The sequence below is a fragment of the Streptomyces sp. NBC_00259 genome (genome assembly GCF_036181745.1).
Taxonomy (GTDB): Bacteria; Actinomycetota; Actinomycetes; order Streptomycetales; family Streptomycetaceae; genus Streptomyces; species Streptomyces pratisoli.
In genome coordinates this window covers 7,895,453-7,920,816 of record NZ_CP108080.1, presented here as the reverse complement: position 1 = coordinate 7,920,816, position 25,364 = coordinate 7,895,453, and the positions used below count along the sequence as shown (strand labels likewise).

Here is a 25,364-nt window from a genome sequence, read left to right as displayed (position 1 = left end):
CGATACCCATAGACCAACTGCGTATCATGATCGGCGTGCAGCTTCGGTACAGCTTCCGCCTGTACCCGAGTGCCGGTCAGCGGTCAGCGCTGGCGAGGGCGTTCGGGTGTGCGCGAGTGGTCTACAACGACGCGCTTCGCGCTCGGGAGACCGCCCGCAGTGAAGCATGCCGTTCCCGAAGACCGGACACCTGTCGAAGACGTTGATCACCGAGGCCAAGCAGACACCCGAGCGAGCATGGCTCGGCGAGGTGTCGGCCGTCGTCCTCCAGCAGTCCCTCCGCGACCTGGACACGGCGTACAAGAACTTCTTCGACGGGCTTAAGGGCAAGCGCCCGAGGATGGGGGCACCCCGGTACAAGTCCCGCAAGGACACTCGGCAGGCCGTCCGGTTCACCGCGAACGCCCACTGGTCCATCACTTTGGGGCAGAAGCTGCGCCTGCCGAAGATCGGCGACCTCAAGGTGAAGTGGTCCCGCACGCTGCCCTCGACGCCGTCCACGGTGACGGTCGTCAAGGACAGCGCGGGCCGGTACTTCGCCTCCTTCGTCGTCGAGACCGGCCCGTCCGAGGTGATGCCGGAGACGACGCCCGAGCTGGGCATCGACCTGGGCCTCGGCCACTTCGCGGTCCACTCCGACGGCACGAAGGTCGACAGCCCGCGCTTCCTGCGCCGGGCCGAGAAGCGTCTGGAAAAGGCGCAGCGCGCCCTCTCCCACAAGGTGAAGGGCTCCCGCAACCGGGACAAGGCCCGGCTGAAGGTCGCCCGCGCGCATGCGCGGGTGGCCGACGCGCGCCGCGAGTTCCACCACCAGCTCTCCACCCAGCTGATCCGCGAGAACCAAGCGGTCGCCGTGGAGGACCTGGCGGTGAAGGGACTCGCCCGCACGCGCCTGGCCAAGTCGGTCCACGACGCCGGATGGTCCGCGTTCGTGCACATGCTGGAGTACAAGGCTGCTCGGTACGGGCGCATCTTCGTACGGATCGGCCGCTTCGAGCCCACGTCTCAGGTGTGCTCGCAGTGCGGCGTCAAGGATGGCCCCAAGCCCCTTAGGGCCTGTCCGGCGGATCATGTGACTTCCGGGAGATCCGTTCGTTGGCGTGTTCATGCAGCGGGGAGATCTCACGAACGAGGAGTGGGCCCGGCTGAAGCCGCATTTGCCGAAGTCCGAGCAGCGCGGCGGCCGTTGGGCTGGCCACCGTATGGTCATCAACGGGATCTTGTACCGGAATCGCACCGGGGTGCCGTGGCGGGATCTGCCTGTGCGCTTCGGGAAGTGGAAGACCGTGTACGAGCGGCACAGACGCTGGTCGGCGGACGGCACATGGGACAAGCTCTTCGCGTCCGTCCTGGCCGACGCCGACGCGGAAGGCCGCATCGACTGGTCCATGGTGAGCGTGGACTCCACTACTTGCCGGGCCCACCAGCACGCTGCCGGAGCGCGAAGAAGACCCCCGCGGGTGCCGGGGAAAGGACGCACGCCCCGGCAGCACCGCCCCGACGAGGGACTCGGACGCTCCCGGGGCGGACTGACCTGCAAGATCCATCTCGCTGGTGAAGGCGGCCGTCGCCCGCTGTCCCTGTTGATCACTCCGGGCCAGTGGGGCGACGCCCCGCAGCTCATCCCCGTTATGGAACGCGTCCGCGTCGGCCGGCTTGGCGGAGGCCGCCCTCGCACCCGGCCGGCGCATCTCGGCGGTGACAAGGCGTACTCCTCCCGGCGAAACCGCCGTTACCTGCGCAGGCGCCAGATCAAGCACACCATCCCCGAGCCGAAGAACCAGCGAGCCAACCGGAAACGTCGTGGCAGCGAGGGCGGACGGCCTGCCGTTTTCGACAAGACCATCTACAAGCGGAGGAACGAAGCCGAGCGGACGATCAATGCGCTGAAGAACTTCCGTGCCGTGGCCACGCGGTTCGACAAGCGGGCCTACGTCTTCCACGGCACAGTCACCGTGGCAGCGATCCGGCTGTGGCTCCGCTCGCAACCCGCACGACAGGTCTTAGGCGCCGGTCCGCCCGTCGACGAGCTCACGCACGACATCGAGGTGGCCGTTGTGGCGGGCCGTCTCCTCAATGAGGTGGAGGATCACCCACCGGAGGTCGACGTGGCGGCCGTCGCTGGTGGGACGCTTGGCCGTTGAATTCAGGTCGTGGTCGGACACCAGGCGACGGTAGCGGGCGCTCTGCTCCTCGTACTCGGCAAGAAGCTGGGGCAACGGGATGTCGACTGCTGTCCGCATCTCAGGGTCGGGATCATCCTCGGTCGCCTCGGTGAGCGGCCCCGCGAGCTCCTCGCCCAGAAACATCACTTGGAACCAGTAGTACTCGACCCACCGCAGATGCCCGATCAGCCCGCACAACGTCATCAGCGGTGAACTCGGGAGCGGGGCCTTGCGGGCGTCTTCGGCGGACACGCCCGCACACTTGGCTCGCGCGGTGTCACGGGCGTAGTCCAGGAAGGTGACCAGCTGCGTACGCTCGTCCCACGTAGGAGGGGTGTCGGTTCGTTGAGTCATCGCGAGGAGTTTCCCGCAGCTCGGAACGGGTGTCGACCCAATTGATCGGAAGCACCGTCAAGTTCCACAGCACCGGCTCTGCTCGGGGAGAGCCTGGCAAGATCCGCCGGACAGGCCCTAACGTTCGTGTCTGGACATGCGGTGCATGCGGGGCGGTTCTGGACCGGGACATCAACGCGGCGGTCAACGTAGCCAAGGCGGCCGGACTGGCCGTGTCAGCCTGTGGAGCGCTGATAAGACCGGGACTCGTCCCGGCACCGCGCGGCGAAGCAGGAACCCACTCGACACCGCAGCCTTCAGCGGCGCGGTAGGCGGGAATCTCCCCCTTCAGGAGGGAGAGGATGTCAATCGGGCCTGCGTCTCGACGCCACGCCACCGCGAACGGGGTGCAGATGGGCGGAGTCCTGCCGCTGGCCTCCGGCGACGTGAGCTTCGCCGTGGACCTCGACCGCGGTGCCGACTGGGCCGGCAAGCCGCTCGACATCCAGGTGCTGCACCCCGGCACCGACGCGCCGGAAGTGGTCGACGTCATCGGGACCACGTCCGGCGCGACGGCCACGTTCACCGTCCCGCTCGACGTCGAGGACGGTGCGTGGGTCGTGCTGCGTGTCTCCGACCCCTCACAGCCGAACGGCCAGCCGGGACCGGAGGGCCACCCCTGCAACGACCTCGGCGTGGCCTGCACGAGCCCGTGGTGGCTGGAACCGTAAGCGCGGCGGCTGAACGGGTGTGGCGTGCGGGGTGCTGACGGGGAGCCCGCCCTCCGAAGCCGCGCCGTCGTGGCGGAGCCTCAGGTGCCGCACTGTGCCTGACGGGTGACGGCCATTCGGCGGCAGGCCGGTTGCATGCCCGTGCGAGCCGAAGTGATATCGGGACGGACGCCCTTGACGGCAGACGACGCCCGGTGTCGCGGCGGCAAAGGACGAGCATGCACATACCTGGTTCCACACCGGGTCGCGGGCGCTACGCCGCGGCCACCGCGGCAGCCGTGATCCTCACGACCGTGTTCACCGGTCCGGGGCCCGCTCCACGCCCCGGACCGGCGGACGGGACAGCCCCGTCGGGTCCCGTCGCCCCGCTGGAGTGGAGCCCTTGCCCGGAGTCGGCCGGCTTCGAATGCGCGACCGCGAAGGTGCCGCTGGACCACCGCGAGCCCGCCGGGCGCACGATCGAGCTGGCGGTCGTCAAGCGCAAGGCGACCGGCCCCGGAACGCGCATCGGCACCGTCTTCTTCAACCCCGGCGGCCCCGGCGGAGCGGGCACCGAGGCACTGCCCGTGTGGTACGACCTGTTCCCCGAGCAGGTTCGGCAGCGCTTCGACGTCGTCAGCTGGGACCCTCGCGGCGTGGGCGCGAGCACGGCCGTCCGCTGTTTCGGCACTCCGGAGGATGCCGTCGACTGGCAGCAGCGCATACCCTCCGGTTTCCCCGTGGGCGAGCAGGAACAACGGACCTGGATCGCGGCGTACGCCGACCTGGGCCGGCGCTGCGAACAGCGTGATCCGCAGCTGCTGCGGCACGTCTCGACCACCGACACGGCCCGTGATCTGGACCGGCTCCGCCAGGCGGTGGGCGACCCGCAGCTCAACTACCTCGGGGTGTCCTACGGGTCGTTCCTGGGCGCCGTGTACGCCAACCTCTTTCCCGCCAAGGTCCGCGCGATGGTCCTGGACGGCAACATCGACCCCGTCGGCTGGGTGAACTCCGGCGCGAAGAGCGAGCCGCGCCTGTCCACGTTCCTGCGCGACGAGGTCGACCTGGGCTCGGCCGCGACCCTGAAGCAGTTCCTCACCTTGTGCGGTCGCGCCACGGCCGACCGCTGTGACTTCTCCGCCGGCGGCCCGGAGGCGACGCGCACCAAGTTCGAGCAGCTCATGCGGCGCCTCGAGCAGCGTGCACAGGGCACCTGGACGTACGCCAGGACCATCACCACGCTGCTCAGCAACCTCTACGCCGTCGATCCGCAGTGGTCCGCCATGGCCGCCACGCTGCAGGACCTGTGGCAGTGGCGGGCCCCGGAGGAATCGCCGTCTCCTGACGGCCCCCTGACGTACCCCGGGTACGAACAGATCGAGGCGGTGCGATGCGCCGAGAGCCCCAACCCGCGCGACCCGCTGCGCTACCCCGCCCTGGAGGAGTTCAGCCGTGCCCGGGCGGGTGACCTCGGACGTGCCGTGGCCTGGGCGAGTGAGCCGTGCGCCACCTGGCCGGTGACCGCCGCCGACTCCTACACCGGACCGTGGAACCGCCCGACGGCCCACCCTGTTCTCGTGGTCAACACCCGGTACGACCCGGCGACGCCCTACCGAGGGGCCCTCGCGATGACCCGCCGCCTCTCCGACGCCCGCCTGCTGACGGTCGACGGCTACGGACACTCGTCGCTCGTCAACCCGAGCCTCTGCGTCGACGCGTACGAGAGCCGGTACTTCGTCGACGGCGTCCTTCCTCCGGTGGGCGCCACCTGCCGACAGGACGTGGTGCCGTTCGCCAAGCCCCGGCCGAACGGCGGCATCGACAGCGGCGGCGGCGGGACGGCCGGGCAGGCACGCGCCGCCGGCTCACGCGGCGGGAAATGAGTTGACGGCCCGCGCCCGTGGCGGCTTGCATCGAGGGCTCGTACCCCAGTTCGGAAGGACCCCATGGGCGCTCGGACGATGCACGCCGACGAAGCACGGATCGAGGTGTCCCTCGTACGACGGCTCCTCGGCGCACAGTTTCCGCGCTGGGCGGATCTTCCCGTCACCGCGATCGACTCCGCCGGCACGTCCAACGCCATGTTCCGGCTCGGCGAGGACATGGTCGTACGGCTCCCCCGCATCGAAGGAGCCGCCGGCGACGTGGAGAAGGAGCACCGGTGGCTGCCGCGGCTCGCCCCGCCGCTCCCGGTGGCCGTCCCCGTACCGCTGGGCAAGGGCGTGCCCGCCGAGGGATACCCCTGGCCCTGGTCCGTGTACCGCTGGCTGGAGGGTGACAACCCGGTGGTCGGCCGGCTCGCCGAACCCGGGGCGCTCGCCGGTGATCTGGCGGAGTTCGTCGCCGCGCTGCACCGTATCGATCCCGTGGACGCGCCTGCCTCGTACCGCGGTGAACCCCTGGCCGAGCGCGACGCCGCGACCCGCCGCGCGATCGGGGATCTGGACGGGATCGTCGACACCGGCGCGGCGAGCGCCGCATGGGAGGCGGCACTGCGGGCCCCCGCGTGGGAAGGCCCTGGCGTGTGGGTCCACGCGGACCTCCAGCCGGGGAATCTCCTGCTGGTCCACGGACGGCTCGGCGCCGTCATCGACTTCGGCTGCCTGGGCCTGGGAGAGCCCGCCGTCGACCTGATCGTGGCGTGGTACGTGCTGCCCGCAGGCGCGCGCGACGTCTTCCGCGCCGCCCTGGACGTCGATGACGCGACCTGGGTGAGAGGTCGCGGCTGGGCGCTGTCGATCGCGCTGATGGAACTCCGGTACTACCGGGAATCGAACCCGGTGATGGCGGACATCGCCCGGTACGTCGTCCGGGAGGTCGTCGCCGACCTCGGCCGGAGCTCTTGACCGAGGGGGCGGGAGAGGGCGCTTTCGAGCCGTACCGCGCCCTGGCGCCCACGAACGCAGAAGCCGCTCGGTCCGTCCACCTGTCGGGAACCGGACGGGTGGAAGGACCGAGCGGGGTACGGGAGGGAATAGGGCGGTGACCACGCCCTCACGCCGGCGCGGTCACCGCTGGGTCCCTTTGTCGGACATGGACTAGCGGCGTCCGCGGCCCCAGGACTCCGTGTCGACGACGCGGCCCCGGGCGTCGCGCAGGGTGGCCGTGTCGCGGCTGTCCCAGATCTGGCGGCGGCGGTCCTGGTAGACGTCACGGCGGGTGTCGCGGCCCTGGCCGGTGTGGACCCGGACGCTGGAGCGGCCGGCGAGCCGCACATCGTCGAAGCGGTACCGGTTGCCGTCGCGGTCGGTCAGGGTCCAGCCGTCCAGGTTGACCGCCCGGCGGCCGTTGTTCGTCACCTCGACCCACTCCGCGTTCAGGCTGCGGTTCGAGCGGAAGTCCCGGCCGGGGCTGTTGTGCTGGACCTGGCTGATGCCGACGGACGAACGCAGGTCGTCGTGGTGACGGCCGTCGCGGCCGTCGCGGCCGTCCCGGCGGTCGCGGTCACCACGGTCGCCGCGCCCGTCGCGGTCACCACGGCCGTCGCGGTCACCGCGCCCGTCGCGGCGGTCGCGGTCGTCGTGCTGACGGCTGTTGCGGTCATCACGGCCGTGGCGGTCGTGCCCGTTGTCCGCGGAGGCAGGCAGAGCCATCGCGCCGACCATCGCGCCGGACGCCAGGATCGCCGCAACGAGACGACGGGCGTTACGAGAAGCAGACATGAAGATGCCCTCTCACTTCGGTGCTCGGCGGCCCTCCGTCGGGCCGCCGAGCGGAACATGCTCTCGGCCGGTGCCGAGGCACACACCTTGACCTGGCGAATCCGCCCATAAGCGCACACACCACCCCGTGTTACGAAATGCGGATATTTCCGTAACTCTCCGCTGCATGGACCACGGACCGCGCGAGCACCCCCGGGACGAATCACCTGCGCGCTACAGCGACCCGTACAAGCATCAACAACAAGCGGTTGCCCGCCGTCCACGCCACCCCCCACGCCACCCCACCCGCAGACCACGAACGGCTGCGACGCCGTGTAACAGCAACGCCGACACCTGCCCGCGCGGCACCCTCGTCGGCACCTCGCTGGTCGGTCACGCCACGGAGTGGGACCCTGTGTAGAGGTGCGGGCCCGAGAAACCCCAGGAGGGCCGATGGGACGAGACGTCCCGGCGCTCGTGTTCACCCGTGACGACCGCCGTCGGTACCGGAACAAGATGCAGCAGTGCCTCGACACCTTCGCGCTGATGCTGCGCGAGGCACGCTTCGAGTCGGAACGGCCCCAAGTCGGCCTGGAGATCGAGCTGAACCTCGTGGACAGCACGGGGGAGCCGGCGATGCGCAGCAGCGACGTGCTCGAGGCGATCGCGGATCCGGCCTGGTCGAGCGAGCTGGGCCGGTTCAATCTGGAGATCAACATCCCGCCGCGGAGGCTGACGGCCGGAGGGCCCGACGACTGGGAGCAGGAGATACGGGACGCGCTCAACCACGCCGAGGACCGGGCCGCGGAGGTGGGGGCGCATCTGGCGATGATCGGGATACTGCCGACGCTGCGGCAGAAGGACGTGGGCGAGAGTGCGCTGTCGGAGAATCCGCGCTACCGGCTGCTGAACGAGCAGGTGTTCGCCGCCCGGGGCGAGGATCTGCGGATCTCGGTGGACGGTGTGGACCGGCTGCGGACCTACGCGGACACCATCACCCCCGAGGCGGCCTGCACCAGCACCCAGTTCCATCTGCAGGTCTCGCCGGAGGAGTTCGCGGGCTACTGGAACGCGGCACAGGCCATCGCCGGCGTACAGGTCGCCCTCGCCGCGAACTCGCCCTTCCTGTTCGGCAAGGAACTGTGGCGCGAGACCCGCATCCCGCTCTTCGAGCAGGCCACCGACACCCGCCCCCAGGAGATCAAGGTGCAGGGGGTGCGGCCGCGGGTGTGGTTCGGCGAGCGCTGGATCAACAGCGTCTTCGACCTCTTCGAGGAGAACGTGCGGTACTTCCCCGCGCTGCTGCCGCTGTGCGAGGAGGAGGACCCGATGGAGACCCTGGAGGGCGGCGACATACCGCAGCTGGGCGAACTCACGCTGCACAACGGCACGATCTACCGCTGGAACCGGCCCGTGTACGCCGTCGCCCACGACAAGCCGCACCTGCGGGTCGAGAACCGGGTACTGCCCGCCGGCCCCACGGTCGCCGACGTCCTGGCGAACGGTGCCTTCTACTACGGGCTGACCCGCGCCCTGGTCGAGGAGGAGCGCCCGGTCTGGTCGCGGATGTCGTTCTCGGCCGCGGAGGAGAATCTGCACACCGCGGCGCGGCACGGGATCGACGCGCGGCTGTACTGGCCCGGCATGGGCGAGGTGCCGGTCGCCGAGCTCGTACTGCGCCGCCTGCTCCCGCTGGCCCACCGAGGGCTGGAGCAGTCCGGCATGGACGCGGCGTGGCGGGAGCCACTGCTGGGGATCATCGAGCAGCGGTGTGTCACGGGCCGTAACGGCGCCGTGTGGCAGGCGGAGATGTTCCATCACATCGACGGCACCGCGCATGTCACGCACCATGAGGCGCTGCGGCGGATGACACAGCAGTACATCGCCTTCATGCACCTCAACGCACCCGCCCACACCTGGCCCGTCGAATGACCCGCTGCGGGCGGACGGCATGGGAACACGCGATCGGTTACCTTCGTGGAGATGGCCATGGCCCGGCGGGCCGTGGCTCGATGCGTCCCCGCTACGGATCCGAGCGCCCATGCACCGTTCCCGCGCCGCCTTCCCCGCATTCCCCGCCGTCCTCACCGGAGCACCGGCCGTCGCCCTGGCCGTCCTGCTGGCCGGCTGCTCCCCCGCGCCCGGCTCCTCCGACAAGCCCGCGGCGCCGGCCGCCGCCGCACCGGCGGTGACGGCGGCCGTCGAGCCGGCGCCCGCACCCGTGGCGACCACCCCGGGCGCGGCGCTCACCGAGACCACCCCGAGCCCGGCGCCCCGCGAGACCGCCGGCCGTACGGGACCCGCCTCCGTCGACATCCCGTCGATCGGCGTCGATGACCTGCGTGTCGTCCCGTACGAGGGAACCACCGACGACTGGCCCGGTACCCGGATCCAGAACCGCGGCGTGGCCGCCAGCCCCTACGGCGAGCAGGGCGGTGTCGGCCCCGGGGAGATCGGGAACTACCTCGTGACCGGCCATCGCCTGTCCGCCGGCGGACCGCTGCGCGAGCTGCCGTCCGTCCGGGTCGGCGATGCGGTCCTGGTGACGTACGGCGGCAAGGTCTACGAGTACCGGATCACCGAGAGCAGGAAGACGTCCTTCCGCTCCGCCCGGTCCCTCACCGAGCAGCGGGCGGCGGTGCCCGGCTCCCCGGGGAAGCGTCCGACACAGGCGATGATCACGATCTCCACCTGCGCCACGCCGGAGGACAACGCGGCCGGCAACTTCTGGCGCGACGACCGGAGCAATCCCGAGCACCGTATCGACCGGGTCGGCGTGCTCACGGGGGTGCGTGCGGCCGCGGGCTGAGGCCCTGGCCGACGACGGAGGCCGAGGAAGAGCGCTGAGGACGAGCGCCGAGGCCGAGCGCTCAGGCCGCGAACCGGGCCGGGACGCGGCGGGGACCGCAAGCGACGGGGTCGCGGGGCATGTTGCCCAGACCTAGAGTTGGACATATCAGACAAAACTGGTCGGTATCCCCTGCCCGGGCGCTGCACGGGCACCTGGGAGGGCTCATGAACCGCATCTCGGTGACCGTGGACGGCGTCGCCTACGAAGACGACGTGGAGCCGCGGCTGCTGCTGGTCCACTACCTGCGGGACCGCCTGGGCCTGACCGGAACCCCCATCGGCTGCGACACCAGCAACTGCGGGGCCTGCACCGTCGAGCTCGACGGGCAGAGCGTGAAGAGCTGCTCGGTGCTCGCCGTCCAGGCCGACGGCTGCGAGGTGACCACCGTCCAGGGGCTCGGCCCGGGCAACGGGGAACTCGATCCGCTCCAGAAGGCCTTCCACGAGAAGCACGCGCTCCAGTGCGGCTACTGCACCCCGGGGATGATCATGGCCGCGAGGGATCTGCTCAAGGAGAACCCGCACCCCACTCCCCACGAGGTGCGCCACGCGCTGGAGGGCAATCTCTGCCGGTGCACGGGCTACCAGAACATCGTCGAGGCCGTGCTCGCAGCCGCCCGCGCGGAACAGCCGCAACAGGAGGCCACGGCATGACCGCGCAGCCGACGGACGGTACACGCGAGCGGGAGGTGGGCCGGGCCCGGGCGCGCAAGGAGGACGCCCACCTCGTCACCGGGCAGACGACCTGGACCGACAACATCAGCGTGCCCGGGATGCTGCACATGGCCGTGCTGCGCAGCCCCATGGCACACGCGCGCATCGACCGGGTGGACGTGGAACCGGCACGGCAGCGGCCCGGGGTGGTCGCCGCCTACAGCGGTCGTGACCTCGCGGACGGCCTGGCGTCCATGCCGTGCGTGTGGCCGGTGACCGAGGACATCGTGATGCCGGATCATCCGCCGGTCGCCGTCGACGAGGTCCGCTACGCCGGGGACGCGGTGGCCGTGGTGGTCGCCCGCGACCGGTACGCGGCGGCCGACGCGCTGGAGGCGGTGGAGGTCGACTACACCCCGCTGGACCCGGTCCTCGATCTGGAGGACGCTCTTGCCGAAGGGGCCCCGCTGGTCCACGCGGACAAGGGCACCAACAAGTGCTACGTCTGGCCGCTGAGCACCGGCGAGGACTACGACTCCGTGCGCGAGCGGGCCGACGTGGTGGTGCGCCGGCGCTTCCTCCAGCAGCGGCTGATCCCCAACGCGATGGAGCCGCGCGCCGTGGTCGTGACGCCGATCGCCGCATCCGGTGAGTACACCCTCTATTCCGCGACGCAGATCCCCCACATCGTCCGCATCCTCATGTCGATGGTCACCGGCATCCCCGAGCAGAAGCTGCGGGTGATCGCTCCGGACGTCGGCGGAGGCTTCGGCTCCAAGCTGCAGGTGTACCCGGAGGAGGCCGTGGCACTGGCCGTCGCCCGCAAGCTGGGACGACCGGTGAAGTGGACCGAGTCCCGCTCCGAGGGCTATCTGGCCACCCATCACGGCCGCGGCCAGATCCAGGACGTCGAGATCGCCGCGACCCGGGACGGCAAGCTCCTCGGCCTGAAGGTCGACCTCCTCGCGGACATGGGCGCGTACCTGATGCTGATCACGCCGGGGACTCCGCTGCTCGGCGCGTTCATGTACCCGGCGATCTACAAGATGGACGCCTACGCGTTCACCTGCACCGGCGTCTTCACCACCCGCACCCCCACCGACGCCTATCGCGGCGCCGGCCGGCCCGAGGCGACGTTCGCGATCGAGCGGATCATGGACGAGCTCGCGGCGGAGCTGGGCATGGACCCGCTGGAACTGCGCCGCCGCAACTGGATCGGCCACGACGAGTTCCCGTACACGTCGATCGCCGGACTCACCTACGACAGCGGCAACTACGAGGCGGCGACCGACAAGGCGCTCTCGCTCTTCGGCTACGACGGTATGCGGGCCGAGCAGCAGGAGCGACTGCGCCGCGACGACCCGGTACGGCTCGGCATCGGCGTGTCGACGTACACGGAGATGTGCGGCATCGCGCCGAGCCGGGTGCTGAGGGACCTGCGGTACGCGGCCGGCGGCTGGGAGACCGCGAGCATCCGCATGCTGCCGACCGGCAAGGTCGAGGTCGTCACCGGAACCAGCCCGCACGGGCAGGGCCATGTGACGTGCTGGAGCCAGATCGCGGCGGACGTCCTCGGTGTGCCGTTCGAGGACGTCGAGGTGGTGCACGGCGACACGCGCACGGCGCCGCAGGGGATGGACACCTACGGGTCGCGTTCCCTGGTCGTCGGCGGTGTGGCGGTGCACACGGCGGCCCAGAAGGTGGTCGAGAAGGCCAGAAGGGTCGCCGCGCATCTGCTGGAGGCGAGCGAGAGCGATCTGGAGTTCACGGACGGCGTGTTCTCCGTGAAGGGCTCGCCGGACGCGCGGCGCACGATCCAGGAGATCGCCTTCGAGACGTTCTCCTCGCACGACCTGCCCGACGGCATGGAGCCCACGATCAACGCCGAACACGTCGTCGACCCGGACAACTTCTCGTACCCGCACGGAACCCATCTGTGCGCCGTCGAGATCGACACGGAGACCGGGGAGACACGCATCCGCTCCTACGTCTGCGTCGACGACGTGGGGCGGGTGATCAACCCGACGATCGTCGAGGGACAGGTCCACGGCGGTCTGGCCCAGGGCATCGCGCAGGCACTGTACGAGGAGGCCGTGTACGACGCCGACGGCAATCTGGTGTCCGGGACGATGGCGGACTACCTCGTGCCGTCGGCGATGGACCTGCCCGAGTTCACCACGGAGCGCACCGAGACGCCCGCCACGACCAATCCGCTCGGCGTCAAAGGCGTCGGTGAGGCCGGGACGATCGCCTCGACGCCGGCCGTGGTGAACGCGATCGTCGACGCCCTGCGGCCGCTGGGCGTCACCGACGTGCCCATGCCGTGCACTCCGGAGCGGGTCTGGCGGGCCGTCCGGCAGGCGCGTGCGGCGGGTGGAAGGTCCGCCCCGGGCCTTGCGCGGCCGGAGGGCGACGTACCCACGACCGGGCAGGCACCCGCCCCGAGCGAGGAGGGGATGGCATGATCCCCGCGGCCTTCGACTACACACGGCCCGAGTCGGTCGACGAGGCAGTACGAGCACTGGCGGAAGCCGGCGAGGACGCCAAGGTGCTGGCCGGCGGCCAGAGTCTGCTGACGATGCTGCGGCTGCGGCTGGCCTTCCCCGAACTGCTGGTGGACCTGGGGCGGATCGCGGAGCTGCGGGGCGTCCGGGAGGACGGGGACACCCTCGTCATCGGCGCCATGACCACGCATCACGACGTGATCGCCGACCCGCTGGTGCGCCGGCACGCCGGGCTGCTCGTGCGGGCGACGGAGACGGTCGGCGATCCCGCCGTGCGGCACCGGGGAACGCTGGGCGGCTCGCTCGCCCACGCCGACCCGGCCGCCGATCTGCCGGCGGTCGTCCTCGCGCTCGACGGCGAACTGGTCGCCGCGGGCCCGAGAGGGCGGCGGACGATCCCGGCGCGGGAGTTCTTCACCGACTATCTGCAGACCGCGCTGAGCCCGGACGAACTGGTGGTGGAGGTGCGGATCCCGAAGTCCGGCGACTGGGGCTTCCACTACGAGAAGTTCCAGCGGGTCGCCCAGGGCTGGGCGGCGGTGGGTGTCGCGGTCCTCGTCCGTGCGGACGGCAGCCGCATCTCCGAGGCACGCATCGGCCTGACGAACATGGGCTCGACGCCGCTGCGGGCCACTGCGGCGGAGGCGGCCCTCGCGGGCGCCGAGGGTCCCGAGGAGGTGGCACGGGCCGCGGTGGCGGCGGCCGAGGGCACCCGTCCGACGTCGGACCTGTCGGCCTCGGCCGAGTACCGCGAGCACCTCGCCCGGGTGCTCACCCGGCGAGCGGTCCTGGCCGCCGCCGGATCGGCGTGACGACGTGACGGGTGCCGCGCCGATGAGCGGAACCACCGGGCCGGCGAGGGAAGCGGGCGACGACGGGGCGCGGCCGGGCCGAGCCCTTGGCCGGCCCTCGGGCGGCGTGCCGCGGTGGGACGGAGCCGCCGGTGGTGCGCCGGGCAGCCCGGAGGAGGTCCGGCGAGGGTTGGAGGGTGTCGGCTACCTCGTCGACGAAGGGCTGGCCATCGCCTGCTTCCTGGCGTTGACGCTGCACCGGCCGGTGTTCTGCGAGGGGGACGCGGGGGTCGGGAAGACCTCGCTCGCGGGGGCGCTGGCGCAGCTGCTGGGCGCGCCGCTGATCCGGTTGCAGTGCTACGAGGGGATCGATGCCTCGCAGGCGCTGTACGACTGGGACTTTCCGCGCCAGTTGCTGCATCTGCGGGCCGCGGAGGCCGCCGGGGTCACCGATGCGGAGCGGCTGGAGGCCGAGTTGTACGACCGGCGGTTCCTGATCGAGCGGCCGCTGCTGCAGGCCCTGCGGCCAGGGCCGTCGGTGCTCCTGGTCGACGAGGTGGACCGCGCCGACGACGAGTTCGAGGCGTTTCTGCTGGAGCTGTTGTCGGACTACTCGGTCACCGTGCCCGAGCTGGGCACGCTGCGGGCCGAGTCGCCGCCGGTGGTGGTGCTGACGTCGAACCGGACCCGTGAGGTGCACGACGCGCTGAAACGGCGCTGTCTCTACCACTGGTTCGACCATCCGTCGTTCGCCCGGGAACTGGCGATCGTCCGCAGCCGGCTGCCGGGGGTGTCCGCGCGACTCGCCGAGCAGGTCACCGCGCTCGTACAGGCCCTGCGGGCGGAGGAGTTGATGAAGCCGCCCGGGGTGGCGGAGACGATCGACTGGGCGGAGGCGCTCGACGCGCTCGGGGCCACGGAGGTGGACGCCGAGCTGGCCGTGGCGACGCTGGGGTCGGTGCTGAAGTACCGGGAGGACGCGGAACGGGCCCGTGCACTGGATCTGTCCTCGGTCCTCGCGACACGTGCGGCGGGAACGGGGGTGTGAGGGCGATGGCGACGATCGCCGGCGGGCCCGCGGTGCTGGTGGGGTTCGGGCGTGCGCTGCGGGCGGCCGGGCTCGACGCGGGTCCCGACCGGGTGCAGACGTTCCTGCGGGCGCTCGACGTCCTCGGGCCGGGACTGCGCGCGGACGTGTACTGGGCGGGGCGGCTCACGCTGTGTGCCGGCCAGGAGGATCTCGACGTCTACGACCGGGTGTTCGCCGCCTACTTCGACCGGCGGCTCCCGGCGCGCCCCGGGCAGCGCCTGCGTCCGGTGCCCGCTCCCCCGGCGCCGCGGCTCGTCGTACGGGAGTCGGACCGCGCTCGGGCCGGACCCGGCCGGGACGAGGGGCCCAAGGGAACCGCGGCCGCGCTCGCCAGCTCCACCGAGGTGCTGCGCCACCGTGATGTCGCCGAGCTGACCGGCGCCGAACGCGAACAGGTACGACGGCTGCTGGCCGCGTTCGCGCTGCGCGGCGAGCCGCGGCGTTCCGCCCGGCTTCGGCCTGCCCGGCGCGGCGCTGTGGATCCCCGGCGGACGGTACGGGAGTGGCTGCGCCGGGGAGGCGAACCGGCCAGGCTGCGGCGCCGGGCGCGCACCGAACAACCCCGGCGGGTGGTGCTGCTGGTGGATGTGAGCGGTTCGATGGCCCCGTACGCGGACGCGCTGCTGCGTTTCGCCCATGCCGCGGCACACCGGGGTCCCCCGGGTGCCCGTGCCTCGACGGAGGTGTTCACGGTCGGGACCCGGCTGACCCGGGTGACCGGTGCGCTGGGCCGGCGGGATCCGGATGCTGCGCTGGCGGCCGTCGCGGCCGCCGTCCCGGACTGGCGGGGCGGCACACGGCTCGGCGAGATGCTGCGCGCCTTCCTCGACCGGTGGGGACAGCGGGGCATGGCCCGCGGCGCCGTCGTCGTGGTGCTGTCCGACGGCTGGGAACGCGGCGATCCGGCGCTGCTGGCGGCCCAGATGCGCCGGCTGCACCGGCTCGCGCACCGGGTGGTGTGGGCCAACCCGCGCAAGGCGCGCCCGGGTTACGCGCCGCTCGCGGCCGGGATGGCGGCGGCCCTGCCGAGCGTCGACGCGTTCGTCGAGGGGCACAGTCTGGCGGCGCTGGAGCGCCTCGCCGCGGTGGTGAGAGGAGCGGAGGATGCGTGAGATTCTGCCGGCGCTGGGCCGGTGGTACGCGGAGGGGGAGCCGTTCGGGCTGGCCACGGTCGTCTCGGTGAGCCGCAGCGCGCCGCGCGGCCCCGGCGCGGCGATGGCTGTCGGCCCGGACGACGAGGTCGTGGGAAGTGTCTCCGGGGGCTGTGTGGAGGGCGCGGTCTTCGAGCTGGCCAAAGAGGTCCTCGCCGACGGCGAGGCACGGTTGCAGACCTTCGGCTACAGCGACGAGGACGCCTTCGCCGTCGGGCTGACCTGCGGCGGGGAGATCACCCTGCTGGTGCGGCCGGTGTCGCCCAGCGCCGACACCGTGTTCGGCGCGGTGGCCGACTCGGTGGCCGGGCACCGTCCGGTGACGGCGGCGACCGTGGTCGACGGCCCGGCGCCGCGCGGTGCCGCGCTGGCCGTATGGACGGACAGGGTGTCCGGTTCGCTGGGCTCGCCGGGCCTGGACGCGGCGGTCACCGCCGACGCACGCGGCGGCCTCGCGCAGGGTGCGACCGGGCTTCGGCACTACGGGCCGCAGGGGCAGCGCCGCGAGGACGAGGTCTCCGTCTTCCTGCACTCGTTCGCCCCGCCGCCGAGGATGCTGGTCTTCGGGGCCATCGACTACGCGGCCGCCGTCGCCCGGATCGGTGACTTCCTCGGCTACCGGGTGACGGTGTGCGACGCCCGTCCGGTCTTCGCCACGCCCAAGCGGTTCCCGGGGGGCGTGGAGGTCGTGGTCGACTGGCCGCACCGGTATCTGGACCGGACCGAGACGGATGCGCGCACGGTGATCTGCGTGCTGACGCACGATCCGAAGTTCGATGTGCCGCTGCTGGAACTGGCGCTTCGCCGCCCGGCCGCCTACATCGGCGCCATGGGCAGCCGTCGCACGCACGACGACCGGGTGAAGCGGCTGCGGGAGGCCGGGCTCGACGAGCAGCGGCTGGCCCGGCTGCGCTCGCCCGTCGGGCTGGACCTCGGCGCCCGTACCCCGGAGGAGGTCGCCGTGTCGGTGGCGGCGGAGATCGTCGCGCTGCGCTGGGGCGGGAGCGGCGCTCCGCTGACGGCGACGGCCGGGGCGATCCATCCCGCCGGGGCGGCGACGATATGAGGCAGGGCACCGTCGTGGGCCCGGACTTCGGTCCGGAGTTCAGCCAGGACTTCGGCTCGGACCTCGCCTCGGACTTCGGTCCGGTCTTCGGCCCGGTCCTCGGCTCGTGAGAAGGAGCGGAGCATGGAACTGCGGCACGAGTTCACCGTCCCCGTCCCGGTCGAGGAGGCCTGGCGGGCACTCCTCGACATCGAACGGGTCGCGCCCTGTATGCCCGGCGCGACCGTCGAGGAGTACGACGGCGAGACGATCATCGGCACCGTGAAGGTCAAGGTGGGCCCGATCACGCTGACGTACCGGGGCACCGCGGTCTTCGACGAGAAGGACGAGACGGCGCGCCGGATGGTGCTGACCGCGGGCGGCAAGGAGGTGCGCGGCCAGGGCACGGCACGCGCCACCGTCACGGCCACGCTCACCGGCGCCGGGGAGGGCACCGCCGTGTCGGTGCTCACCGACCTGACCGTGACGGGACGGCCGGCCCAGTTCGGCCGCGGGGTGATGGCCGAGGTGGGCGACAAACTCATCGGCCGTTTCGCCGACTGCCTCTCCGACAAGCTCGCGGGGACGTCCGTGGCGAAGACCACCGGGAACGAGGCGGCCACCGGAGAGCCGGCGGCCACGGGAGAGCCCGCGGCCGCTGCGGCGGCCGGAGGGACGGCGAAGGCAACGGCCGGGGCCACCGGGACCGCCGAGCCGATCGACCTCGTACGAACCGCGGGTCTTCCGGTCGCCAAGCGCCTGGCGGCGGCCACGCTGGTGGCGGGGATCGTGGCCGCTCTCGTCGCGGTGATCCTGCGGCGGCGGCACTGACCCCTTCGCCTGCGCTCACAGCCGCGCGAGCAGCGCGTACAGCAGCGGGATCCGGGGAGCGCCGTCGGGCAGCCGCCACCAGCCACCGGGGGTGCGCACCATGTGCGGCCAGCGCGGCCAGGGCAGTTCGTCGCTCTCACGCAGCCTGGTGATGCCGAGTCCGGCCCCGGTCAGGGCGTTGATCACCTCGTCGAGCCCGTGCATCCATTCGAAGCTCTCGGTCGCGCCCCGCACGGCGGGGCCGTCGGTGTACGTGTACGTGGAGTCGCGCCGGACCGCGCCGCGGCCGCCGAGGTAGTCGTGCCGCAGCAGGAGTTCCGGGCCCTCGCCCGGAGCGGGTTTGGGGCCGAGGGAGTTGAGGAGCGGGTGGAACTCGACGAGGTACAGCCGGCCGCCGGGCCGCAGCAGCCCGGCGACGGTGGCCGCCCAGCGGTCCAGGTCCGGCAGGTAACACAGGGCGCCCTTGCCGGTGTAGATGAGGTCGAACCGCCGTTCCTCGCCGAGCGCCTCCGCCGCGTCGTAGACGTTGGCCCGGACGTAGTCGACGTCGAGGCCGGCCTCCGCCGCGAGGTTCCGGGCCGCGGTGACGGACGCTCCGGAGATGTCGAGGCCGGTGGTGCGCGCTCCGCGACGCGCGAACGCGAGCGTCTCCGTGCCCAGATGGCACTGCAGATGCAGCACGTCACGCTGCGTCAGATCACCGAGGTCGTCCCATTCGAAGGCGGCGAACCAGCGGTCCGGGTCGGTGTCCCCGCGCGCGCCGTCCACGCCGTAGAACCTGCTGGCGAGGTGCACGGGTGTCCGTGCGTCCCAGTTGGCCTCGTTGGTCCGCATCATCTGCCGTACGGAGGGATCGCGGGGGTCGAACTGCTCGGCTGCATCGGTCATGGAGACCATCCAAGCGCCTGGAGCACCACCGGGGGCCGCGCCCGGCGGAGTCGGGCCCGGCTTGACAAACGGGTTTGCCGGAGTGGCAATGGGTGCATGCCTGACGACGAACTCTCGGATGTACTGACCGCTGTGGGACCGCGGTTGCGTGCCCTGCGGCAGTCACGCGGCAGCACCCTGGCCCAGATCGGCGAGACGACCGGGATCTCGCTGAGCACCCTGTCGCGTCTGGAGTCCGGGCAGCGCAAGCCGACCCTGGAACTGCTGCTGCCGCTGTCCAAGGCGTACGGTGTCCCGCTCGACGAGCTGGTCGGCGCGCCCACCAGCGACGACGCGCGCATCAACCCGCGCCCCTTCACCCGGCACGGTCAGACGTTCGTGCCGTTGACCCGCTACCTCGGGGGCCTGCACGCGTACAAGCTGATCATGCCCGCCCGGAAGGCCGGCGATGACGGGCGGCCCGAGCAGAAGGTGCACGAGGGCTACGAGTGGCTGTACGTCCTGTCCGGCCGGCTGCGGCTGGCGCTCGGCGAACACGACCTCGTCCTCGGCGCGGGCGAGGCCGCGGAGTTCGACACCCGCACACCGCACGGCTTCGCCAACGCGGGGAAAGTCCCCGTCGAGTTCCTGTCCCTGTTCGGGGCGCAGGGCGAGCGGATGCACGTACGGGCGCGCCCGGCGCCGAAGTGACCACGGCGCGACACCGGCGCTCCGCCGTCGGGCGGAACGCGTCGCGCGGAGGTCAGGGAACGATCGAGTCGACGTATCCCCCGTCGACCCGGACCGCTCCCCCGGTCGTGGCGGACGCCTGCTCCGAGCTGAGGTAGACGACCAGATGGGCGATCTCCGCCGGTTCGATCAGCCGGCCCAGCAGGGACTGGGGGCGGTGCAGGCGCATGAACTCGCGCTGGGCCTCGTCCCAGGAGCGATCGCGCCCGACGAGGTCGTACACGAAGTCCTCGACGCCCGGGGTGTGGGTGGGGCCGGCGATCACCGAGTTCACCGTCACGCCGGTGCCCGCGGCTGCCTTGGCGTAGCCGCGGGAGACGGCCAGCAGGGCCGTCTTCGACATTCCGTAGTGGATCATCTCGGCGGGGATCACGAGCGCCGAGTCGCTGGCGATGTTCTGGATGCGCCCCCAGCCACGCTGCCGCATGCCGGGCAGATAGGCGCGGATGAGGCGTACGGCGGTCAGCACATTGGTGTCGAAGTACGCGCGCCACTGCTCGTCGGTGATCTCCAGCGGGTCCGCCGGGGCGAAGATGCCGAGGTTGTTGACGAGGATGTCCGCCTCGGGAACCTCCGTCCGCAGCTCTCCGGCACCCTCCTCGGTGCCGAGGTCGCAGCGGACGGCGATCGCTTCCGCCGCGGGCGCCTCGTCCACGAGCCGCTGCCGTGCCTGCGCCAGTCGTTCCTCGTCGCGGCCGGTGAGGACCGTTCTGGCGCCGGCCTGTGCGAGTCCGACGGCGATGGCGAGTCCGATGCCCTGGGAGGAGCCTGTGATGATCGCGGTCCGGCCGCTCAGATCGATGTGCACGTGCTTCACGCTGCCATGACCGGCGGTTGCGAATCCCTGCGCCACGCGGACGCATGAGGACACAGCCTGTCCTCTACTCCTGGGACGGTGGCTCTTCGGGAGTCACGCGGCGGTCCGGCGCGCATGCACCGAACGCCGGCGTCTCCTGCACACCCTCCACTCACCCACCCTGACCTGCACCGGCGCCCGCCCAGCAGCAGGCCACACTCCGAGAGTCCCATGACTGTCCTTGACACACGCGCTCTCAACCGCGCGACCCTCGCCCGCCAGCACCTGCTGGACCGCACGGACGCACCGGTGCGAGACGCCGTGGCGCACCTGTGCGGCCTGCAGGCACAGGAACCACAGGAGCCTTTCATCGGCCTGTGGTCCCGGCTGGCCGATTTCAAGCCCGGTGAACTGGATGACGCGCTGACCGGCCGGACGGTGGTGCGCACGCACCTGATGCGCCGCACCGTCCACCTCGTCACCGCCGACGACGCGTTGGCCTGGCGCGCCCGCCACGACGCCATGCTGCGTCAGCGAGTGCTGGGCACCTATCGGCGTGAACTCGCCGGCATCGACCTGGACGAGGTGGCCGAGGCGGGACGAGCGGTCATGGCCGACCACCAGCCCCGCACCATGGCCGAGCTCGTCCAGTCGCTCGAAGTCCGCTGGCCCGGCCCACCGCGCCGCGTGCTCGGCGAACTTCTCGTCGCGGCCCTTGTCCCCATGGCTCAGCTCCCGCCCCGCGGCCTGTGGCACACCCGGGCAGGCGTGCAGAATCTGCCCCTGGCCACCTGGTTGGGGCGGGACATCGATCCGCTGCCCGACGACGACGGCGATCCGGTCGGGCAGCAGCTGGTCCGGCGCTACCTCGCCGCTTATGGACCCGCGTCCAGCACGGACCTACGCGCCTGGTGCGGTCTCGCCGGCCTTCCCGCCGCCATCAAGGCCGTCCGCCAGGAGCTCGTCACCTTCCGCGACGAACGCGGCCGCGAACTCCTCGACCTGCCCGACGCCCCGCGCCCGCACCCCGATACCCCCGCGCCCGTCCGGTTCCTGCCGGCCTTCGACAACGCGCTCCTCGGCTACCACGACCGCAGCCGCATCGTCGATGACGCCCACCTCGGCCTCTCCGTCGCGGGCCACCGCGCCGTCCTCGTCGACGGACGTGTCACCGCCACCTGGAGCGTGCGCGACCAGCGGCTCCACATCTCCCCGTTGCGCCCTCTCACCACCTCCGAGCAGGAATCGATCCACGCCGAAGCCCAACGCCTGACCGTCTTCCTGGACGAAGGCATCGAACACACCCGGCTCGACGCCTGCGCCGAAAGCTGAGGAGCACACCCGAGTTCATGCGCATGAGGACCGCACGGCTCACGTGTCGGGGTGTCGGGGTGTCGTCAAGGCTCCGCGTCAGGACGGGGCGAGGACGCAGAACTCGTGGCCGTCCGGGTCGGCCAGGCACGTCCACGGGACGTCGCCCTGGCCGATGTCGAGGTCGGTGGCGCCGAGGGTTCGCAGCCGGGCCACCTCCGCTGCCTTGTCGTCATCGGGGTACGGCAGCAGGTCAAGATGGACGCGGTCCGGCACGGTCTTCACGCCGGGTGCACGGAGGAACTCGAGATACGGGCCGACACCCTTGGCGGAGCGCAGCGTCGCATGATCGTCGGTCTCCTCATGCAGGGTCCAATCCGTCGCCTCACCCCAGAACCCGGCCATGGCCCGCGGATCCGCACAGTCGACCACCACCGCGGCGATCGGCCCGGTGTCCCGGTAGACCTCCCGGGGCTCCAGCACGCAGAACTCATTGCCCTCCGGGTCGGTGAGTACCGTCCACGGGACGTCGCGCTGGCCCACGTCGGCGGGCGTCGCGCCGAGAGCCTGGAGGCGCGCGACCAACTCCGTCTGATGGGCCGCGGACGTGGTGGCGAGATCGAGGTGCACCCGGTTCTTCGTCGTTGTCTTGGGTTCCGGGACGGCAACGACGTCGATGCCGACGGCGACCGGGTCCGGCCAGACGAAGTCGCCGGCGGGTCCGACGTAGGTGGTCACCCCGGACGCCCCGCTGAACACACTCCAGCCGAGCGCCTCCGCCCAGAACCGGCCGACCGCCGAGTGATCAAGAGCCTTGATGTTCACCTGAGCAGGTCGCAGTGCCATGCCGACGATCCTATGCGCCGCCGCAAACCGCCCGCGAGCAGGACGCCCATCAAGCCGAGTTCGAGTTCTCGCCCCGCCCACCGCACATGGGAAACGGTCGTGAGTTCCGCGCCGTCCGGAGCCGGCAGTTGCCGAGCTCTCATGCTTCCGATGCAGGGCAGGGCTGTTCATCCGACTTCAGGAACGTCTGAACGGCCTTCGTGAACTGCGTCGGTTCAGCGTTGTGGATCAAGTGCCCGGCCGGAATGGTGACGACTCGCCCGTGAGGAACACGACGGGCCAACTCGACGATGCCCTCCTGGGACACGTGGCTGCGTGGCCCGCCGGCCACGACAAGGGTCTTGGCGGTGATCCTGCTGAGGCGCTCCAGCCATCCCGCATCCGGGGTGTCGATCTGCCGCCTGATGGCCGGCACCATGTCCCAGTCGAACGTCAGCTTCCCTTCCGGCCTGGTCGGAGTGGTCTGTTCCCGAGGGCGTGGGACGGGGACATCCTCCAGGACGAGCCGGGCCACACGCTGCGGGTGGTCCTCGGCGAGCAGATAGGCAACGATCCCTCCCATCGAGTGCCCGACCAGATCCACGCGGTCGAGTGCCAGTGCGTCCAGAAAGCCGAGCACGTCGTCGCGCATGTGCTGCAGCGAGTACTCACCTGGCCAATCGCTCCGGCCGTGACCGCGAAGATCGAGGGCATAGACGCGCCGGCTGCGCGCGAAGGAAGGGGCCACGGTGTCCCAGTCCGTGGCATCCTCGCCCAGCGCGTGCAACATGACGAGCGGCGGGGCGTCCGGCGGCCCCGAGACCTCATAGGCCAGCCGGACGCCTCCAACGTCGATCAAGCGGTGATCAGCCATGCCGGGACGGTACCGGCGACCCTCCCGCGGCAGAAGCCAGGTTCACCCACGGCCGAACCAGCCCTCCACCAACACTAAGGCGCCACTACAGGGTCTCGGCGCAGGTGCGGTCGCCGATGTCGCCGAGCGAGAAGGGGGCCTCGGACGTCGTGCCCTTGTAGTTCAGCCGCAGCGTGATGTTGCCCGTCGTGTAGTCGGTGAACCTCACGGCGTAAAGCGTCCGGGCCCCGCCCGCGACGGTGCCGACCCGGCGGACTTTCAGGGGCGTGCCGTCGCAGGTCGCAGAGGTCACCTCTTGGTGATCGGCAGCGAAGAGACGTACCCACCCGTCGGTGAAGAGGGTTGCGAGGGGGACTACCCCTTTCGGGCTCTTGACGGGAGGGGTCAATGGCTCGGAAGCACAGGCCCGCGTGGAGGATCCCGATTCGGCGAGCGAGGCCCAGCACAGGCGCCGGTCGTCGGTCTCCCAGGCGTAGGCCGCGCCGGTCGGCCAGACCTCGGCCAGCATCAGGCCCTGGGCGCCCGGGGCGTCGTCCTCCATGGCCACCGACTCCATGAGGGCGGCGCGGGTCCGATTGTCGACTTCGGTCAGGTCCGGAGGCGAGGCAGACGGCGACGCCGTGGAGGCGGCGACGTCCGAGGAGGTCGGCGCCGCAGCGCTCCTGCTTCCCGAGCAGCCCGTCAAGGCCGTGACCAGTAGTACCGCCGCCGCAAAGGCACTACGACGTCTGTATCGCATGAGTGCTCCCCCTCCGAGCGCCCCTGAGACCAAGGCGCGTACAGAGGATTACAGCCGTCGGCCCGGAGGTCAGTCCGCATACACGAAGATCAGGCACAGAGCCGCGAACGTTACGGCGGACGCGCCGAGCAGCGTCAGCACCGCCGGGACCGCCGCCGTCAGTCGCTCCCTGCCCTTGCGCCGGCCCAAGCGGAATACCACGCGGGCGAGGACGAGCGGCAGCGCCACGAGGGCGAGGAAGATCACCGGCGCCGAGAGCCGGCTGAACGCACTGCTGCCGGTGTCGGTGACCAGGTGCCAGGAGGTCGTGCCCCAGACCACTGCCGGGCCGGCCATCAGGCCGAACGAGAGGACCGATGCCAGGGCGACGGTCAGCCCTTCGGTCAGCCGCTCGGCACGCGTACGCTCCCGGCGCACTTCCGTTGTCCCGCTGTACCCCATGCCCATTCCCCCAGGTGCCGCAGTTCGGTGTCGCCAGTGCTCCGGTCGAGCCGCTCAGCCCTTGGCCGGCAGGACGACAGCGCCAGGGCTGCGGACACGATGATCTCATGGGCCCACAGACTCGTCGGTGTCCTCTGCTCCTCTGTACGGCTCGCGTTCCGCTCGGCCGGCGACCCCTTCCGCGGTCGGCCTCGCACCCGCTGGGCAATGCGCACCACCCCGCCCAGCGCCATACCGTCACGCGCTTCATCCGACGTCACTGGCTACGCAGGTCCGGGCCTCGCCGCAGCGCACGCCGACGATGCGGAGCGGGGCGGCCGAAGCCTCGCTCGAAGCAGCCGTCTCGGTGACAACAAGCGTGCCTTTGTGTCAGCTATCGCGCCTCGGCTCACACAGGACGACGGAGGCCGCGGGCCGGAGGGCGTCCTCAGTAGTCGAGCTCGACGTAGTCGATGTCCGTGAACTCGACCTGGAGGCCCGGGGCGCGTCGGCCTCGGTCCTTGAAGTACTGCTCCTGGAGACCCTCGGCGGCGATGTCCCGCAGCTGCTGTTCGGTCGCGCCGGCGGCCTGGGCGTCGAACAGCCGGGCCGCGTAGTCCGGCGGGAGATGCTGGGTGACGAGCCTGATCCGGGCGTCGTCGGTGGTGCCTGGCGCGGCGGTGAAGCCGAACCTGGCCCGGGTCTCGATGACGATGCCGGTCGCGGTGGCGGCCTGTTTCCTGGCGCGGTCGCGCACGCGGGGCTGCCAGTCCTTGCGGACTTCGGCGACGAGACGGTCGGCGAGATCCTTCCGGGGGCGTTTGAACTGGCCCTTGAGATAGCGCTCCACCGTGCGTTGGGTGGTGCCCAGTCGCTCGGCCACGGCCCTGGTCGAGCCCTTCTCCTGCTTGACCAGGAAGCGCATCTGCGCCTGTGCGGACTTCGGCAGCGGGCGGGTGAGGGTGTTCGCCGCGGCCTTGTCGAGGCTGTCCCCGATGATGCCCATCGCGCTTT

General features: G+C 71.3%; 24 protein-coding genes and 2 pseudogenes. 17 read left to right on the top strand and 9 right to left on the bottom strand.

The features are described 5' to 3' along the window. Nucleotides 1–35 precede the first annotated feature (35 nt). A pseudogene (locus OG766_RS35490) lies at nucleotides 36–1,051 on the top strand (RNA-guided endonuclease InsQ/TnpB family protein); the annotation flags it as partial. A 55-nt stretch (nucleotides 1,052–1,106) separates the two neighbouring features. After that, a pseudogene (locus OG766_RS35485) lies at nucleotides 1,107–1,982 on the top strand (IS5 family transposase); the annotation flags it as partial. Between the two features lie 21 nt (nucleotides 1,983–2,003). On the opposite strand, the gene OG766_RS35480 reads toward OG766_RS35485, so the two are convergent. After that, nucleotides 2,004–2,519, bottom strand: a complete 516-nt coding sequence (locus OG766_RS35480) for a DinB family protein (protein WP_328727237.1) — start codon at nucleotides 2,517–2,519, stop codon at nucleotides 2,004–2,006. Between the two features lie 29 nt (nucleotides 2,520–2,548). On the opposite strand from OG766_RS35480, the gene OG766_RS35475 reads away from it, so the two are divergent. The 4 genes from OG766_RS35475 to OG766_RS35460 all read left to right on the top strand — a co-directional run bounded on the left by OG766_RS35475 (nucleotide 2,549) and on the right by OG766_RS35460 (nucleotide 6,057). Continuing rightward, nucleotides 2,549–2,830, top strand: a complete 282-nt coding sequence (locus OG766_RS35475; RefSeq protein WP_423247149.1) for a zinc ribbon domain-containing protein — start codon at nucleotides 2,549–2,551, stop codon at nucleotides 2,828–2,830. 30 nt (nucleotides 2,831–2,860) lie between these two features. Next, nucleotides 2,861–3,229: a hypothetical protein gene (locus tag OG766_RS35470; protein WP_328727236.1), complete on the top strand. Its 369-nt coding sequence runs from the start codon at nucleotides 2,861–2,863 to the stop codon at nucleotides 3,227–3,229. Between the two features lie 218 nt (nucleotides 3,230–3,447). After that, nucleotides 3,448–5,094 carry an alpha/beta hydrolase gene (locus tag OG766_RS35465; protein ID WP_328727235.1) on the top strand — a complete coding sequence of 549 codons (1,647 nt, stop codon included), beginning with the start codon at nucleotides 3,448–3,450 and terminating at the stop codon, nucleotides 5,092–5,094. A gap of 63 nt (nucleotides 5,095–5,157) precedes the next feature. After that, nucleotides 5,158–6,057, top strand: a complete 900-nt coding sequence (locus OG766_RS35460) for an aminoglycoside phosphotransferase family protein (protein WP_328727234.1) — start codon at nucleotides 5,158–5,160, stop codon at nucleotides 6,055–6,057. Nucleotides 6,058–6,249: 192 nt separating this feature from the next. Here the strand turns inward: OG766_RS35460 and OG766_RS36825 are convergent, their stop codons facing one another. Then, nucleotides 6,250–6,873: a lamin tail domain-containing protein gene (locus tag OG766_RS36825; protein ID WP_443045587.1), complete on the bottom strand. Its 624-nt coding sequence runs from the start codon at nucleotides 6,871–6,873 to the stop codon at nucleotides 6,250–6,252. Nucleotides 6,874–7,305: 432 nt separating this feature from the next. Here OG766_RS36825 and OG766_RS35450 point away from each other — a divergent pair, with 432 nt between their 5' ends. The 9 genes from OG766_RS35450 to OG766_RS35410 all read left to right on the top strand — a co-directional run bounded on the left by OG766_RS35450 (nucleotide 7,306) and on the right by OG766_RS35410 (nucleotide 17,768). Then, complete coding sequence (locus OG766_RS35450; RefSeq protein WP_266389464.1) at nucleotides 7,306–8,784, top strand: glutamate-cysteine ligase family protein; 1,479 nt, start codon at nucleotides 7,306–7,308, stop codon at nucleotides 8,782–8,784. Nucleotides 8,785–8,893: 109 nt separating this feature from the next. Next, entirely contained in the window at nucleotides 8,894–9,661 is a 768-nt protein-coding gene (locus OG766_RS35445; protein ID WP_328727233.1) for a class E sortase, read from the top strand. A gap of 206 nt (nucleotides 9,662–9,867) precedes the next feature. Beyond that, the gene (locus OG766_RS35440; protein WP_266389459.1) at nucleotides 9,868–10,356 is read left to right on the top strand and encodes a (2Fe-2S)-binding protein; all 489 of its coding nucleotides are present in this window, start codon (nucleotides 9,868–9,870) and stop codon (nucleotides 10,354–10,356) included. Continuing rightward, entirely contained in the window at nucleotides 10,353–12,821 is a 2,469-nt protein-coding gene (locus OG766_RS35435) for a xanthine dehydrogenase family protein molybdopterin-binding subunit (RefSeq protein WP_266389456.1), read from the top strand. The genes OG766_RS35440 and OG766_RS35435 overlap by 4 nt, the downstream gene beginning before the upstream one ends. After that, nucleotides 12,818–13,672, top strand: a complete 855-nt coding sequence (locus OG766_RS35430) for an FAD binding domain-containing protein (RefSeq protein ID WP_328727232.1) — start codon at nucleotides 12,818–12,820, stop codon at nucleotides 13,670–13,672. The genes OG766_RS35435 and OG766_RS35430 overlap by 4 nt, the downstream gene beginning before the upstream one ends. 22 nt (nucleotides 13,673–13,694) lie before the next feature. Further along, a complete protein-coding gene (locus OG766_RS35425; RefSeq protein ID WP_266389452.1) occupies nucleotides 13,695–14,699 on the top strand; it encodes an AAA family ATPase in 1,005 nt (334 codons plus the stop codon). 5 nt (nucleotides 14,700–14,704) lie between these two features. After that, nucleotides 14,705–15,853 (top strand): vWA domain-containing protein, encoded by a 1,149-nt coding sequence (locus OG766_RS35420; RefSeq protein WP_328727231.1) that lies wholly within the window; start codon nucleotides 14,705–14,707, stop codon nucleotides 15,851–15,853. After that, nucleotides 15,846–16,958, top strand: a complete 1,113-nt coding sequence (locus OG766_RS35415) for an XdhC/CoxI family protein (protein ID WP_328727230.1) — start codon at nucleotides 15,846–15,848, stop codon at nucleotides 16,956–16,958. Before OG766_RS35420 ends, OG766_RS35415 begins: the two co-directional genes overlap by 8 nt. A gap of 123 nt (nucleotides 16,959–17,081) precedes the next feature. After that, nucleotides 17,082–17,768: an SRPBCC family protein gene (locus OG766_RS35410; RefSeq protein ID WP_328727229.1), complete on the top strand. Its 687-nt coding sequence runs from the start codon at nucleotides 17,082–17,084 to the stop codon at nucleotides 17,766–17,768. A 15-nt stretch (nucleotides 17,769–17,783) separates the two neighbouring features. On the opposite strand, the gene OG766_RS35405 is transcribed toward OG766_RS35410, so the two are convergent. Further along, nucleotides 17,784–18,656, bottom strand: a complete 873-nt coding sequence (locus OG766_RS35405; RefSeq protein ID WP_328727228.1) for a class I SAM-dependent methyltransferase — start codon at nucleotides 18,654–18,656, stop codon at nucleotides 17,784–17,786. Between the two features lie 96 nt (nucleotides 18,657–18,752). Between OG766_RS35405 and OG766_RS35400 the strand changes: the two genes are divergently transcribed. Further along, on the top strand, nucleotides 18,753–19,346 hold the full coding sequence (locus OG766_RS35400; RefSeq protein WP_266389439.1) for a helix-turn-helix domain-containing protein: 594 nt from the start codon (nucleotides 18,753–18,755) through the stop codon (nucleotides 19,344–19,346). Between the two features lie 52 nt (nucleotides 19,347–19,398). On the opposite strand, the gene OG766_RS35395 is transcribed toward OG766_RS35400, so the two are convergent. Then, the gene (locus OG766_RS35395; RefSeq protein ID WP_266389437.1) at nucleotides 19,399–20,193 is read right to left on the bottom strand and encodes an SDR family NAD(P)-dependent oxidoreductase; all 795 of its coding nucleotides are present in this window, start codon (nucleotides 20,191–20,193) and stop codon (nucleotides 19,399–19,401) included. 219 nt (nucleotides 20,194–20,412) lie between these two features. Here OG766_RS35395 and OG766_RS35390 point away from each other — a divergent pair, with 219 nt between their 5' ends. After that, nucleotides 20,413–21,513: a winged helix DNA-binding domain-containing protein gene (locus tag OG766_RS35390; RefSeq protein WP_266389434.1), complete on the top strand. Its 1,101-nt coding sequence runs from the start codon at nucleotides 20,413–20,415 to the stop codon at nucleotides 21,511–21,513. Nucleotides 21,514–21,591: 78 nt separating this feature from the next. Here the strand turns inward: OG766_RS35390 and OG766_RS35385 are convergent, their stop codons facing one another. From OG766_RS35385 to tpg, 5 genes are all read right to left on the bottom strand, one after another. Further along, entirely contained in the window at nucleotides 21,592–22,338 is a 747-nt protein-coding gene (locus OG766_RS35385) for a VOC family protein (protein ID WP_328727227.1), read from the bottom strand. 139 nt (nucleotides 22,339–22,477) lie between these two features. Next, nucleotides 22,478–23,191 carry an alpha/beta fold hydrolase gene (locus OG766_RS35380; RefSeq protein WP_328727226.1) on the bottom strand — a complete coding sequence of 238 codons (714 nt, stop codon included), beginning with the start codon at nucleotides 23,189–23,191 and terminating at the stop codon, nucleotides 22,478–22,480. 85 nt (nucleotides 23,192–23,276) lie between these two features. Further along, entirely contained in the window at nucleotides 23,277–23,732 is a 456-nt protein-coding gene (locus OG766_RS35375; RefSeq protein ID WP_266389426.1) for a hypothetical protein, read from the bottom strand. Nucleotides 23,733–23,999: 267 nt separating this feature from the next. Then, a complete protein-coding gene (locus OG766_RS35370) occupies nucleotides 24,000–24,371 on the bottom strand; it encodes a hypothetical protein (RefSeq protein ID WP_266389423.1) in 372 nt (123 codons plus the stop codon). 427 nt (nucleotides 24,372–24,798) lie between these two features. Beyond that, nucleotides 24,799–25,356, bottom strand: a complete 558-nt coding sequence (gene tpg / locus OG766_RS35365; RefSeq protein WP_266389420.1) for a telomere-protecting terminal protein Tpg — start codon at nucleotides 25,354–25,356, stop codon at nucleotides 24,799–24,801. Between the last annotated feature and the right edge of the window lie 8 nt (nucleotides 25,357–25,364).

Coding starts and splice junctions, on each gene's coding strand:
- OG766_RS35465 (WP_328727235.1), top strand. CDS start 3,448: ATGCACATACCTGGTTCCACACCGGGTCGCGGGCGCTACGCCGCGGCC.
- OG766_RS35430 (WP_328727232.1), top strand. CDS start 12,818: ATGATCCCCGCGGCCTTCGACTACACACGGCCCGAGTCGGTCGACGAG.
- OG766_RS35470 (WP_328727236.1), top strand. CDS start 2,861: ATGTCAATCGGGCCTGCGTCTCGACGCCACGCCACCGCGAACGGGGTG.
- OG766_RS35385 (WP_328727227.1), bottom strand. CDS start 22,338: ATGGCACTGCGACCTGCTCAGGTGAACATCAAGGCTCTTGATCACTCG.
- OG766_RS35390 (WP_266389434.1), top strand. CDS start 20,413: ATGACTGTCCTTGACACACGCGCTCTCAACCGCGCGACCCTCGCCCGC.
- OG766_RS35405 (WP_328727228.1), bottom strand. CDS start 18,656: ATGACCGATGCAGCCGAGCAGTTCGACCCCCGCGATCCCTCCGTACGG.
- OG766_RS35480 (WP_328727237.1), bottom strand. CDS start 2,519: ATGACTCAACGAACCGACACCCCTCCTACGTGGGACGAGCGTACGCAG.
- OG766_RS35410 (WP_328727229.1), top strand. CDS start 17,082: ATGGAACTGCGGCACGAGTTCACCGTCCCCGTCCCGGTCGAGGAGGCC.
- tpg (WP_266389420.1), bottom strand. CDS start 25,356: ATGGGCATCATCGGGGACAGCCTCGACAAGGCCGCGGCGAACACCCTC.
- OG766_RS35380 (WP_328727226.1), bottom strand. CDS start 23,191: ATGGCTGATCACCGCTTGATCGACGTTGGAGGCGTCCGGCTGGCCTAT.
- OG766_RS35400 (WP_266389439.1), top strand. CDS start 18,753: ATGCCTGACGACGAACTCTCGGATGTACTGACCGCTGTGGGACCGCGG.
- OG766_RS36825 (WP_443045587.1), bottom strand. CDS start 6,873: ATGTCTGCTTCTCGTAACGCCCGTCGTCTCGTTGCGGCGATCCTGGCG.
- OG766_RS35425 (WP_266389452.1), top strand. CDS start 13,695: ATGAGCGGAACCACCGGGCCGGCGAGGGAAGCGGGCGACGACGGGGCG.
- OG766_RS35440 (WP_266389459.1), top strand. CDS start 9,868: ATGAACCGCATCTCGGTGACCGTGGACGGCGTCGCCTACGAAGACGAC.
- OG766_RS35445 (WP_328727233.1), top strand. CDS start 8,894: ATGCACCGTTCCCGCGCCGCCTTCCCCGCATTCCCCGCCGTCCTCACC.
- OG766_RS35420 (WP_328727231.1), top strand. CDS start 14,705: ATGGCGACGATCGCCGGCGGGCCCGCGGTGCTGGTGGGGTTCGGGCGT.
- OG766_RS35435 (WP_266389456.1), top strand. CDS start 10,353: ATGACCGCGCAGCCGACGGACGGTACACGCGAGCGGGAGGTGGGCCGG.
- OG766_RS35370 (WP_266389423.1), bottom strand. CDS start 24,371: ATGGGGTACAGCGGGACAACGGAAGTGCGCCGGGAGCGTACGCGTGCC.
- OG766_RS35415 (WP_328727230.1), top strand. CDS start 15,846: ATGCGTGAGATTCTGCCGGCGCTGGGCCGGTGGTACGCGGAGGGGGAG.
- OG766_RS35450 (WP_266389464.1), top strand. CDS start 7,306: ATGGGACGAGACGTCCCGGCGCTCGTGTTCACCCGTGACGACCGCCGT.
- OG766_RS35375 (WP_266389426.1), bottom strand. CDS start 23,732: ATGGAGGACGACGCCCCGGGCGCCCAGGGCCTGATGCTGGCCGAGGTC.
- OG766_RS35460 (WP_328727234.1), top strand. CDS start 5,158: ATGGGCGCTCGGACGATGCACGCCGACGAAGCACGGATCGAGGTGTCC.